Below are 12,685 nucleotides of genomic sequence, written 5' to 3' on the forward strand. Positions count from 1 at the left end.
TGTGGGCCGATTCGCGCCGGCTGTGCCGGTCTGCATCGTTCGGGCGAGGTGTGGCGCCCGAGCGGCGGGACGATCGAGGCTCAGGAGTGGTCCAGTGCCTCAGCCATGTTCACGCCGTCCAGCCGGGCGAGCACCATCTCCTGGTAGCGAGGGCACGAGTGGTAATCCTGGTGTCCGCAGCGCAGGCCGTGTTCCAGCAGCGTCTGTGACAGCGTGAGCCGGGCGATCCGTTCCCGCACCTGGGCCAACTGGTCACGCAGCACGTCCCGTCGCCGATCCCGGTCCGGCGCGAGGAACAGCTCCCGCAGCTGCGCCAGGCTGAACCCCGCCTCCTTGCCCAGCAGGATCTCCGCCACTCGGGTCACGTGCGTCGCGTCGTACACCCGCCGGCCCGCCACCCGCCGCGCCGGTGACAGCAGGCCCACGTCCTCCCAGTGCCGCAGGACGTGCGTGGCCAGCCCGAAGCGGGCGGCCAGTTCCCCGATCGAGTACTCCATCGGCCACCTCACCGAGGTCAGATTCGCGCCGTTCCGAATTGACTTCAGGTCCACCTGAAGTCGCACAGTACGCCCATGTCCGACACGCACACCATCCACACGGATTCCGAGAAGCTCATCCGGCTCCTCGACGCGGCCGAGAACGCGCCCGACGCCGTCGCGCTCCGCAACCGCGGCTACCAGCTGCTGCGGGTGCGCCCGGGCGCGACGGTCGTCGACGTCGGCTGCGGCGCCGGCCGTGCCGTCGCCGAACTCGCCCAGCAGGGCGCCCGTGCTATCGGTGTGGACCCCGACGCGGCGATGCTGGCGGCCGCCCGCAACCGGTTCCCCGGCATCGACGTGCGCGCCGGCAACGCCACCGACCTGCCCCTCGACGACGGGCGGGCCCAGGGCTACCGGGCCGACAAGGTGTATCACATGCTGCCCGAACCCGCCGCCGCCCTGGCCGAAGCCCGCCGCGTCCTCGCTCCCGGCGGTCGCATCGTCCTCGTCGGTCAGGACTGGGAGGCCGTCATCATCGACTCCGACCAGCCCGACCTGACCCGGCGCATCGTGCAGGCCCGCGCCGACACCGTGCCCCAGCCCCGCATCGCCCGCGCCTACCGCAACCTCCTGCTCGACGGCGGCTTCCAGGACGTCGAGGTCGAGGTGCACACCGCGATCCTCACCGATGCCACCGCACACCAGCTGCTGACCAGGTACGCCGAGGCCGCTCGTCGGACGGGTGCGATCAGCGCCGAGCAGGCCGAGGCGTGGCTCGGCGAGCAGAACCGGCGTGCCGCCAGCGGCCGGTTGATCGTCGCCGCCCCCATGTTCCTGGCTGCCGCGACCCGCTGATCCTCGCGTCTTCGCCGAGACCGAACCCGTACGGCTGGCCGCCCGCATCCTCACCGAAGCCGGCTCGACCTCCGCGAGCTGTGGCGGCAGACGATCGACGGCCTCCGGCAGGCCGTCTGCGCCCCGGGCGGCCCGCCGGGGTTTCTCAGGCGGGCCGCCCGGGGCCTGCGGCGGGTGGCCAGGCCCGGGCACCCGACCGCCTGGTGACCGGCCAGGTCGCGGCGCCCGACTCGCCCCGGCGGCGCCGGCTGCTGCACACTGGCGGCCGTGAACGGACACGGCACGTGCGGCGCGACGAGCGGTACCGGCGGACCACGGTCCGCGGTGGTGGTCAACCCGATGGAACAGCCCGACCTCGATTGGCTGCGCCGGATCGTCCCCCGGCTCGCCGTCCCGACTGGTGAGGAAGGGCCCCTTCCTATACCAAAAGCGATAACAGGGGGCCCTTCCTTGGGGGAGGGCCGGTGAGCAGCACCCGGCGGGTCCCCGAGACGCGGCTGATGGCCGACGAGGAGCTCTCCGCCGACGACGCGTGGCACACGCTGCGCCGGTACGGCGGTTGGCACCTGCTTCGGGATGCCTTCATCCGGTTCCGCTACGGCGACGCGTTCAGCCACTCGCGGGCGCTCGCCCTGCAACTCTGCCTGGCGGTGGTGCCGTTCCTGATCGCACTCACCGGCCTGACCAGCGAACTCGGTGTGGCGGAGGGCGGGCTGGTGGTCGCCGAGACGGTGGTCGCGCTGACTCCCGGGGCGAGCGACGCCGTCGTCACGGAGCTGCTCGTCGACACCGAGCGGACCGAGGACGCCGGCGAGCTGGCGCTGCTGCTGGGCCTGCTCACCGGGATGGTCTCGCTCACGACGACGATGGCCCAGGTCGAGCGGGGCGCCAACCGGATCTACGGGGTGGAACGGGACCGGCCGGCGCTCCGAAAGTACCTCCGGGCTGCCGTTCTGGCGGTCTGTGCCGGCGCCCCGGCGCTGGCCGGGTTCTTCATCCTTGTCGGCGGTGGTGCGTTGGGCGACTCGGTCCGGCGGCACTACGACTGGTGGGGATCGGCCGCGGACCTCGGCTGGGACGTCCTGCGCTGGCCGCTCAGCCTCGGGTTGACCGTCTTCGCGGTGGCGGTGATGTTCCGGCACGCCCCGCGGCGCCGCCAGCCCGGGCTCTCCTGGTTGTTGTTCGGGGCCGGACTCAGCACGGTGCTGTGGTGGCTGGCCAGCGTCCTGCTCGCCGGCTATGTCGGGTTCAGCGACGCCTTCGGCGCCACCTACGGCGCGCTGACCGGGATGATGGCGCTGCTCCTCTGGGCCAACCTGACCGGGATCGCGCTCTTCGGTGGCCTCGCCTTCGCCGCCCAACTCGAGGCGCTGCGGATCGGTGACCGTGAGCCGGCCGAACCGGATTGCTGGCAGCCGGCGCCACAACCGGACGTGGTCGACGTGCCAGAGCCGGACGTGGTCGGCGCGAGCAGTGCGGCGGGGCACGGCGCCTGACGTCACGCCGCCGGGCCGCCGCCTGCCCCGTCCCGGTCGGTGGTCAGTTCGCCCGTTCCGCCGAGTGCCCGGCGTGGGGGAGCGATGTTCCCGGTGCTCAGCGGCCGAGACCGGCGTCGCGGGCGAGCAGCGCCGCCTGCACCCGGTCGGATACCCCGAGCTTCGCGAAGATGCTGGAGAGCTGGTTGCGTACCGTCTTCTCACTGAGCCCGAAGTGCCGGGCGATCCGGGCATTCGTGTCGCCGAGCGCGAGCCGGCCGAGGATGTCCCGCTCGCGCGCGGTGAGCTGGTTGAACGGGGCCGGCGGCTCGGCCGGCGTACGGTTCAGCGAGGCGAGCACCGAGGGGCCGATTCCCGGCCCCAGCACGACGCCACCCTGTGCCACCGTCCGCAACGCGTCGACGACGGCGTCCGGATCGGTGTCCTTGAGGACGTAGCCCCGGGCGCCGGTACGGAGGGCACGGACCACGATCTCCTCGTCGTCGGCCATGGTCAGCATCAACACCTTGACCTCCGGGCGAGCCTGCAGGATCCGCCCGGTGGCCTCGACCCCGTCCCCGTCGGGCAGCGTCACGTCCATCGCGACCACCTCGACCCGCTCGGCGACCGCGAGGGCGACCGCCTCGGCGACGGTTGCCGCCTCGAAGACCTCGCTCACCCATGTCTCACCTTCGAGCATGGTGCGCAGGCCGCGCCGGACCACCGGGTGGTCGTCGACGATGAGGATCCGTCCACCGTGCACCATGTCGTCGCCCGCCTCTGCACGCCGGGGTCGTGGGGCGAGGCCGCCGACCCGGCGCCCCGCGTCGCCGGTCGCGGCCATCGCGGGGTTCAGCGTAGCGGGCTATCCGATGAGGTCAGCCTCCCCGTCCGGGGTCCGGACGCTGGTGCCGTCGTCCCGGCCGCCCGTGTCGGATGGAACGCAGCGGGCTCGAGGGTGCGGCAGACCGGGCTCGGGCTTGGCCTGGCCGGACGATGACCCGATCTCGGGGCTGTTCCCGGAGGGGTCTGCGGCGGATGCGCGGGTGCCGAGCTCCGTCGGGTGCGCCCGGGAGCCGGCAACGGCGTCGCCGGCCTGTGGTGCCGCGGCACCGGCGGGGGGCGGCTCCGGTTCCCGGGCCGACTCCGTCGTCCGGGGCGGTTCCGCCTCCCGGGCCGGTCCGGTACGCCCCTCGCCCCCCGATCCGTCCGCGGCGGCGTCGGAGGGGATCGGCTGGAAGGGCAGCCGGACCCGGACCGCGGTGCCGTGCGGCTCCACGGCGCTGATCTCGAAGTCGCCGCCGAGTTCGGTGGCGCGCTCCCGCATCGAGTCGAGGCCCACCCCGCCGGGCCGACGCGGGCCCAGCCCGACGCCGTCGTCGACAATGTCCAGCGTCAGCGCCCGGTCCCGACGGACGGTCACCCGGCAGTTGCTGGCCTGGGCGTGCCGGGTCACGTTGGTCAGCGCCTCCGCGACGATCCGGTACGCGGCCACCTCGATCGCCGCCGGGAGCCCCTGAAGGTCGCCGTCGACCTCCAGCCGGACCGACAGCGTGGCGGTGTCGAACCGGGCGCACTCGTTACGCAGCGCGGCCGCGAGGCCCCGGTCCAGCGCCGGTGGACGTAGGTGGCTGACGAGCCGGCGTACCTCGGCGGTGCAGGTCTGCAGGTCGGCCGCGAGCGCGTCGAGGATCCGGGCGGTCCGGGGTTGTCCCGCGGCGAGCTTCTGCGCGGCCCGGACCTGCATCGCCATCCCGGCGAGGGTCGGCCCCAGCCCGTCGTGCAGATCCCGGCGCAGCCGCCGCCGCTCCTCCTCCCGTGCCGTGATCAGCCGTTCCCGGGACTCCTGCAGGTCGTGGATCAGCCGTACCGCGTCGGCCGCCACCGCCGCCTGGAGGGCGAGGTCGTTGAGGAGCCGTCGCTCGACCGGGGAGAACCGGCTGGTCGCACTCCGGTTCGCCACGAGCAGCCGGCCGACCCGTTCTCCTCGGGCGACCATCTCGAACGACTCGATCGGGTTGTTCGACGTGCCGTGCGCGGCCAGGATCCGCGGGCCCTCCCGGCCCTCGACCTCGACCGCCACCTGCGGCACCCGCAGCGAACGGGCGATCGTGCCGGTCAGCAGCGGGAGCACCGCGTTCGGCTCGACCGTCCGACCGAGCAGGTCGCCCAGGCGGGTGATCACCTGGTACGGGTCGTCCCGGTCGCCGTAGAGCAGTCGGTTGACACCACGTTGGACCCGGCCACGGACCGGCTCGAAGGCCACCGCGATCAGCCCGGTGGCCACCAGGGAGGCGTTTGAGGTGTCGTCCGCCATCAGCAGGTCACGCAGCAGGGTGATCAGCCCGACGAAGCCGGCGATCACCAGCAGGCTCATCACCAGCCAGACGAGGGTCCGGTTGATGACCTGGTCCAGGCCGTACAGCCGGTACCGGAGGATCGCGAGCCCCATGCCGACCGGCAGGGCCACCACCATGATGACCCAGGCACCGGTCAGGTTCATCGCCTCGAGCACCACGCCGAGCACCAGCAGGACCCCGGCCGTCAGCAGGCAGGCCAGTTGGGCTCGGGCCTCACCATCGGCCCGCCGCCACCGCTGGAAGAGTGAGACCAGGACGGCGACCAGGCCGACCAGGGTCGCCGCGACGGCGAGCAGCCCGATCTGCACCAGCAGCCGGGCCCGACCGGTCACCGCCGGCCCGGGGTCGCTGGTGTTGATCAGATCGCGCGGGTCGTCCAGGGCGGCGACCGCGAAGGCGACCGCCGCCACCACCGTACCGGCGACGATGAGCACGGCCAGCGGCCGCCAGCGGGGCGAGGGCAGGCGCCCGTCCGGGAAGACCAGCAGGGCGAGTGTGATCAACCCGTACGCCGGCCACCAGGTCCACTGACTGAGCCAGTCCACGACCAGCCAGTTCGTCCAACTCGTCGAGAGTACGCCGATGCTCGCCGCCCCCCCGGCGGCGAGCATGAGTCGGCCCACGAGATGGCGGGGCGTGCTCACGAGCACCATCGCGCCCATCGTGAGGAAGGCCACCGCGATCACCGCGTTCTCGGCGGTCAGGACTCCCGTCGTCCCCCCGGTGTTCACCAGCTGCCCGACGATGACCAGTGCGACGAGCGCCGCCGCCCCGGCCACGACGCCGACCCGACGTACCGGCCACCGTCCGGCTTCTTCGGTGGACCTCACCCCAGCGACCCCCGACCGGTCAGATTGTCAGTGCGACCAGCCGGCCGCGTGCAGTGCGTTGTGGAACCATCCACCCGAGTCCATCAGCTGGATGGCCCCGTCCGACGACGGCTGGGCACCCGGGAACTGCGCGGCGTCCTCCGCCAGCGTCCCGGTGCCGATCGTCGGCAGGGCCGCGATCGCCTCGTCCACGGACAGACCCGACCCGGCCACCACCTCCGGGTGCCGCCGGATGTAGTCGCCCACGTGCTGGACCACGGCCTGTAGCCGGGCCTGGACCAGCTCGGGGTCCGGGTCGTCGAGTGCCGGCACCAGTCCTTCCAGCTCCCACGCGTGGCTGAGCACCGGGACGAGCCGCCGTCCCGCCCGATCGAAGAACTCGAGGCCTCCCTTTTCGCCGAGGTCCTTCTCGGCCAACATCTCCGCCACGCTGTCATAGGCGTGGGCGAAGCTGTTGTCGCTGGCGATGACGATCGGCTGGACGTCCGTGGCTGTGGCCGGGCGACTCGACAACGTGGTCATGACACTCCCTTCGGGTATCCGCTTCCGACAGTGATCGGCGCTGGTCGCGACGTGCTGTCACCCGCAGCCTAGGACCGATCCTCAACGTGGAGTGGGTACCAGCCGTCGGCTAGGCATCATGACCGTTCCGGTGTCCCGGAGGCCCGGGACCGGTGTCCCGGCCGGCCCGGGATATTCCGGTGCCCTCGGGGCGGCGGACGCCGGTGCCGGCGGCGGTCCGGTCGCGTGCTGCGGTACGTCTGGTCGATGTTGGCCCGATGCCGTCGCCGGCACCCTGATGAGGGGCACCGGCCGCCCCGGCGACGGCCGGGATCGTTCGCCGAGTTCGCCGACGGTGGCCGTTCGACCTGGACGGGGGATGGCGTCCGTGTCTCGTCGACCCGGACGGCAACCTGGTCGAGGACGTGCCAGCGGTGGTCGTCCGCCCACCGCCGTCGGTCGTGACGATGTGGACGGTGGGGCCGGGACGTCCGCGCCGGCCGGACCGCTGGGGGGCGGGGATCGGCGGGGCGGCCGGGTCGACGGGGGGCGGTCGGGCCGACGGGCAGCTGGGGGCCCGTGGGCCCGACCGGGCTGCCGGAGTGCTGCGGGCGGTCGGTGGGCCGCAGGCACGGACCGGAGGCCGGGAACCCGTGCGGCGGCCGGGCGACGAGCGACCGCTGGCCGGCGGCACCGGTCGCCGGACCGACGGCCCGGCGAGCGGTCGAGGCGCCTCAGAACACGAGGTTGACCAGAACGGTCAGCACGACGGAGCCGAGTAGCGAGATCAGGATCATCAGCAGGCAACCGAGGCCGCCGCCGAGGGGCCTGACCTCCACACCACCGATTCGCATGCCGGTCACACCTCCCGCAGTCGGGGCAGCAACTCGTCGCGGGCCCAGTCCAGGAACATCGGCTGGCTCTCGACGCCGACCTGGACGAGCGCCACGTCGGTGAAGCCGGCGTCGACGTACCGCCGCACGGCCGCGACGTGGGCGTCCAGGTCCGGTCCGCAGGGCACCACCTGGGCGACGTCCGCCGGCCGGACGGCCTCGGTGGCGTTGCGGAACGACTCGGGACCGGGCAGCTCCGACTTGACCGACCAGTTCAGCGTCGCCCAGCGCCACTGTTCGTGGACCGTCGTGCGGCAGTCGTCGGTGTCCGGACCGTAGCAGAGCGCCACCTGGCCGTACCGTGGCCGGCCGGCGCCGCCGATTTCGTCGTACCGCCGGACAACGCCGGCGTCGGGGTTGTCGCAGACCAGCGCGTCGCCGTACTCGGCGGCGAGCCGGACGGAGTGCGGTCCGGAAGCGGCGACGGCGATGGGAATCCGCGTCTCCGGCCGGTCCCAGAGGTACGCCTCGGGCACCTCGAAGTGGTGGCCGGCGAAGGAGAGGTTCTCCCCGTCCAGCAGCGGCCGGATGATCTGCAGCGCCTCCTCGAACATCTCGTGTCGCTGGTGGACGTGCGGCCAGGCGCCGACGACGTGCTCGTTCAGGTTCTCTCCGGCGCCGAGCGAGAGTGTGAACCGCCCGTCGGAGAGGACGCCGACGGTCGCCGCCTTCTGCGCGACCACCGCCGGATGGTAGCGCCGGATCGGACAGGTCACGAGGGTCATCAGCCTGATCCGGGAGGTTGCGTGCGCGACCGCCCCGAGCACGGCCCAGGCGTACGGCGAATGGCCCTGTGAGGTCAACCAGGGATAGTAGTGGTCGGAGATGACCAGATAGTCGAAACCGGCCTCCTCGGCCTGGACCGCCTGCGCGACCAGCTCCTTCGGCCCGGTCTGTTCACACATCAGGGTGTAGCCCACCGCCACCATGGGGCGAACCTCCTCTGTCGTCCGGCTCCGGCGCTCTCTCCCCGACGGTTCCTCTACCCCTGGGCGGCTCCGCTACCCCCGTCGCGCCTCGGCGAGGTCCACGCCCACCACGGGGGTCGTGGCGGGCCGGACGACCCCCACGAGCCCGGTACGGGGATCCGTACCGACACCCTTAACCGGTTCAGGTAACGCTGGCGGGGTGCGAGTGGCTGATGGCCAGACCGGCACCGTAGCGCCCGGCCCCGGGGCGGGCGTCGAGACGGCCGGGCGTCAGGCTGGGTCGGCCGCGGAGCCATCGACGCGGACGGGATGCGCCCACCGGGCGGTTCGCGGCCAGCATGAGTCCGGCCCCTGGGTGGCAACAACTTAACCGGTTGCGTTAATCGATTCATGCGCCTACCCTGATCCGTGCCGCCGAAGGGAGTCGGCCGGTAACTGTCGGGCAGCAGTTACCCGTCCCCACACGTCTCTCCCCAACCGGGGAATCTCCCTGAGGTAGGTCATGAAAACGAAGATCTCCGCCATCGCCGCGAGCCTGTTCGCACTCGTCGTCGCCATGGTCGGCGCCGTTGCCGTGTTCGGCGTGCCGGCCCGGGCGGCGGCCGGCTTCACCATCGCCGGCGGGCGGCTGCTCGACGCGAACGGCAACGAGTTCATCATGCGCGGGGTCAGTCACCCACACACCTGGTACCCGAACCAAACCGGTTCATTCGCGAACATCAAGTCGCTGGGCGCGAACACCGTCCGGGTCGTGCTCAGCAGCGGCCACCGGTGGACCCAGAACAGCGCCAGCGACGTCGCCAACGTGGTCAGCCTGTGCAAGCAGAACCGGCTGATCTGCGTCCTGGAGGTGCACGACACCACCGGGTATGGCGAGGAGGGCGCCGCGATCACCCTGGACCAGGCGGTCAGCTACTGGATCAGCATCCGGAGCGCCCTGGTCGGCCAGGAGAGCTACGTCATCATCAACATCGGGAACGAGCCGTTCGGCAACAACGAGAGCGTCAGCGCCAACTGGGCGACCCACACCCGCAACGCGATCACGCGGCTGCGCGACGCCGGCTTCGACCACACCATCATGGTCGACGCCCCGATGTGGGGCCAGGACTGGCGCTTCATCATGCGGGACAACGCGCAGAGCGTCTTCACCAGCGACCCCGACCGCAACACCATCTTCTCGATCCACATGTACGGCGTCTTCGACACCGCGGCCGAGATCACCGACTACCTGGGCCGGTTCCGTAGCGCCAACCTGCCCATCGTGGTGGGCGAGTTCGGCCACAACCACTCGGACGGCAACCCGGACGAGGACACCATCATGGCGTACGCCCAGCAGAACGGAATCGGCTACATCGGCTGGTCGTGGAGCGGCAACGGCGGCGGGGTCGAGTACCTCGACATGGTGACGAACTTCAACGTCAACCAGCTCACCTCCTGGGGCCAGCGCATCTTCAACGGGGCGAACGGGATCCGGCAGACCAGCCGGGAGGCGACCGTCTACGGCGGGAACCCCCCGACGACGCCCCCGACCACCCCGCCCACCACTCCGCCCACGACCCCGCCGACCACCCCGCCGGGCGGTAGCGGCGGCTGCACGGCGACGTACGCGATCACCAACCAGTGGCAGGGAGGCTTCCAGGCCGACGTCCGGGTGACCGCGGGCAGCGCGCCGATCAGCGGCTGGACCGTCAGCTGGACCTTCGCCAACGGACAGCGGGTGACCCAGGCGTGGAACGCCACCGTCACCAGCAGCGGGTCGAGCGTCACCGCCCGGAACGTGTCGTGGAACGGCAGCCTGGCGGCCGGCGCGAGCGCCGGATTCGGCTTCATCGGATCGTGGACCGGCAGCAACACCGTGCCGACGGTGAGCTGCACCGCCAGCTGAGCGCGGCGCCGCCCCGCCGGTTGCCCGCCGGTGGGGCGGCGACGGCGGCGGCTCCGCACCGCCGTCGCACCAAGGCGGTGCCGGGTCGTCAGTCCGGTCGTCCGGTCGACCCGTGCACGTGGGGCGGCGGCTCCGGCCCGGCGCCCCCGATCGCGCTTCTCAGCCGGCCTGACGCAGACCGGGCAGGACCTCCGTCGCCACCTTCTCCAGCACCGCCTCGTCACCGGCGTACCAGCTCGACTCTCGGGGCCAGTGTGTGATCACGTCGGTGAAGCCCAGCTCGGCGGCGCGCCCGGCGGCCTCGTCGAAGTAGCTGGCGCTGGAGAGCGAGAAGACCGGGCCGGCGTCGAGCGAGAGGTAACGGTCCAGCGTCGCCGGGTCGCGGCCCTCCTCGGCCAGGACCCGGTCGAGCCGCTCGCCGAGGGCGGCCACGGACCGCCACCACGCCTCGACGTCGTCGCCGTCGCGTATCCCGGTGGTCACCCAAGCCTGGCCGTACCTGGCGGCCAGCCGCATCGACCGGGGTCCGTTCGCGGCGACGACGAACGGCACCCGCGGCGACTGGACGCAGCCCGGGGTGCTGCGGGCGTCGACCGCCGCGTAGTAGGTGCCGCGCCAGGTGACCCGGTCGGTGCGGAGCAGCAGATCCAGCAGTTCGGTGAACTCGCCGAACCGGTCGACCCGCTGCCGGGGCGACGGTGCCTCACCGCCGAGCACCGTGGCGTCGAAGCCGGCCCCGCCGGCCCCGAGCCCGAGGAGCAGCCGGCCCCGGGAGATGTCGTCGAGGGCGGTGACCTCACGGGCGAAGTGCACCGGATGCCGGAAGTTGGGGGAGGCCACGAGCGTGCCGAGCCGGATTCGGGTCGTCGCCGTCGCCGCCGCGGTCAGCGTCGCCACCGCGTCGAACCACGGGCCGTCGACCAGATCGCGCCAGCCGAGATGGTCGTACGTCCACGCGTGGTCGAAGCCCCACTCCTCGACGCGACGCCACCGGGACTCGGCGACGGACCAGCGCTGGTCGGGGAGGACGACGATGCCGACACGCATGGGCCCGGAGTCTAGGGCACCGCGGTGACGCCCCCCCGGGCGGGAGCCGGTCCCGCGCGGAGCGGGCCCGGCGCGGGCCGATCGCCGACTGGGGCTCACCCTATTGGGTGACCGCCCGAACGCTTTCAGCGATCTCACAGCTACGGCGAATAGGGTCACCCCGTGGTGTGATGATCCACCGTGGAGGAACGTGCCCGAGGTCCGCGGCATCCCCCGTCGCGAGGAGTAACCCTCCGGATACAGGAGCAAACCCTATGGTCTTCAAGAAGATGTTGAGCGCGCTCGGTGTCGGTGGTCCGAGTGTGGACACCGTGCTGACCAACCCGAACACCCGGCCCGGCCTGGTGCTCGATGGGCAGGTGAACCTGCGCGGGGGCGAGACGGCGGCCGACATCGAGCAGATCACCCTCGCTCTGGTCACCCAGGTCGAGATGGAGGCGGGTGACACCGAGTACGCCGGCGCCGTGGAGTTCTACCGGCTGCCGGTGAGCGGGCCCCTGCGGCTGGAGGCCAAGCAGGAGATGTCCATCCCGTTCCAGCTTCCGGTCCCCTGGGAGACCCCGATCACCGACGTCTACGGCCAGCGGCTGCGCGGCATGACCATGGGGCTCCGTACGGAGCTGGCGATCGCTCGGGCCGTGGACAAGGGCGACCTCGACCCCATCGCGGTGCACCCGCTCCCGGTGCACGAGAAGATTCTCGAAGCGTTCGCGCAGCTCGGCTTCCAGTTCAAGACCGCGGACCTCGAGCAGGGCCACATCTACGGCGTGCACCAGACGCTCCCGTTCTACCAGGAGATCGAGTTCTACGCCGCGCCGCAGTACGCGTACGCCATTCGGGAAGTCGAGCTGACCTTCGTGACCAACCAGCAGGGCGTCGACGTCATCATCGAGTGCGACAAGCGGGGCGGCCTCTTCACCGGCGGGCACGACACCGTCGGCCGGTACGTGGCCCAGCACGCCGAGGTCGACCAGGTCGACTGGCGTCAGCAGGTGGAGACCTGGCTCGCCCAGACCATCGCCAGCTACACCAGCCACCCCGGCTTCGGCCACCCCGGCTTCGGCCACGGCGGTCTGCCGGGCAAGCAGGCACACCACGGCGGCCACGGCGGCCACGGCGGCCTGGGCGGCCTGGGCGGGTTCGTCGCGGGCGCCGCACTCGGCGTGGCCGGCGGGATGCTCGCCGGCGAGGTGCTGGAGGACGTCTTCGAGGGCGACTTCGACGAGGAGTGACCGCCCACGGTCTGACACCGGTTCGGTCGAGGAGCGGGACTCTGAGCAGCCCCGAACGAAGCGGCGTGCTCCCTGCTCCGGACCCGGGGCGCGGCCTCCGGCGTCCTGACCGTACGCCGTGGTCCCCACCGAATCCGGTGGGGACCACGGGTCATGTCACTACCGTCGAGACCTCCGGGACGCCCCCGGTTGCCGTCCG

The 12,685-nt window shown here is 72.1% G+C and carries 10 protein-coding genes; 4 read left to right on the forward strand and 6 right to left on the reverse strand.

The window, feature by feature from the left end:
* Nucleotides 1-80: 80 nt before the first annotated feature.
* A complete protein-coding gene (locus EF879_RS08270) occupies nt 81-497 on the reverse strand; it encodes a MerR family transcriptional regulator (protein WP_123556395.1) in 417 nt (138 codons plus the stop codon).
* A 75-nt stretch (nt 498-572) separates the two neighbouring features.
* Here EF879_RS08270 and EF879_RS08275 point away from each other — a divergent pair, with 75 nt between their 5' ends.
* Together EF879_RS08275 and EF879_RS08280 are read left to right on the forward strand one after the other, a co-directional pair.
* Entirely contained in the window at nt 573-1,334 is a 762-nt protein-coding gene (locus EF879_RS08275) for a methyltransferase domain-containing protein (protein ID WP_123556397.1), read from the forward strand.
* Nucleotides 1,335-1,798: 464 nt separating this feature from the next.
* Nucleotides 1,799-2,830, forward strand: a complete 1,032-nt coding sequence (locus EF879_RS08280; protein ID WP_123556399.1) for a YihY/virulence factor BrkB family protein — start codon at nt 1,799-1,801, stop codon at nt 2,828-2,830.
* A 97-nt stretch (nt 2,831-2,927) separates the two neighbouring features.
* Here the strand turns inward: EF879_RS08280 and EF879_RS08285 are convergent, their stop codons facing one another.
* The 4 genes from EF879_RS08285 to EF879_RS08300 form a co-directional block, all read right to left on the reverse strand.
* Nucleotides 2,928-3,653: a response regulator transcription factor gene (locus EF879_RS08285; protein WP_123556401.1), complete on the reverse strand. Its 726-nt coding sequence runs from the start codon at nt 3,651-3,653 to the stop codon at nt 2,928-2,930.
* A gap of 21 nt (nt 3,654-3,674) precedes the next feature.
* Nucleotides 3,675-5,999: a sensor histidine kinase gene (locus tag EF879_RS08290; protein ID WP_233604311.1), complete on the reverse strand. Its 2,325-nt coding sequence runs from the start codon at nt 5,997-5,999 to the stop codon at nt 3,675-3,677.
* A 27-nt stretch (nt 6,000-6,026) separates the two neighbouring features.
* Entirely contained in the window at nt 6,027-6,521 is a 495-nt protein-coding gene (locus tag EF879_RS08295; protein ID WP_123556403.1) for a hypothetical protein, read from the reverse strand.
* An 838-nt stretch (nt 6,522-7,359) separates the two neighbouring features.
* Nucleotides 7,360-8,322, reverse strand: coding sequence for a TIGR03557 family F420-dependent LLM class oxidoreductase (locus tag EF879_RS08300; protein ID WP_123556405.1), 963 nt, complete (start codon nt 8,320-8,322; stop codon nt 7,360-7,362).
* Nucleotides 8,323-8,824: 502 nt separating this feature from the next.
* Between EF879_RS08300 and EF879_RS08305 the strand changes: the two genes are divergently transcribed.
* Nucleotides 8,825-10,207 (forward strand): cellulase family glycosylhydrolase, encoded by a 1,383-nt coding sequence (locus tag EF879_RS08305; protein ID WP_123556407.1) that lies wholly within the window; start codon nt 8,825-8,827, stop codon nt 10,205-10,207.
* Between the two features lie 159 nt (nt 10,208-10,366).
* Here EF879_RS08305 and EF879_RS08310 read toward each other — a convergent pair whose 3' ends face one another.
* A complete protein-coding gene (locus EF879_RS08310; RefSeq protein WP_123556409.1) occupies nt 10,367-11,254 on the reverse strand; it encodes an LLM class flavin-dependent oxidoreductase in 888 nt (295 codons plus the stop codon).
* Between the two features lie 254 nt (nt 11,255-11,508).
* On the opposite strand from EF879_RS08310, the gene EF879_RS08315 reads away from it, so the two are divergent.
* Nucleotides 11,509-12,486, forward strand: a complete 978-nt coding sequence (locus EF879_RS08315) for a sporulation protein (protein ID WP_123556411.1) — start codon at nt 11,509-11,511, stop codon at nt 12,484-12,486.
* The last annotated feature ends 199 nt before the right edge of the window (nt 12,487-12,685 follow it).

Source organism: Micromonospora sp. HM5-17 (assembly GCF_003762835.1).
Classification (GTDB): domain Bacteria; phylum Actinomycetota; class Actinomycetes; order Mycobacteriales; family Micromonosporaceae; genus Plantactinospora.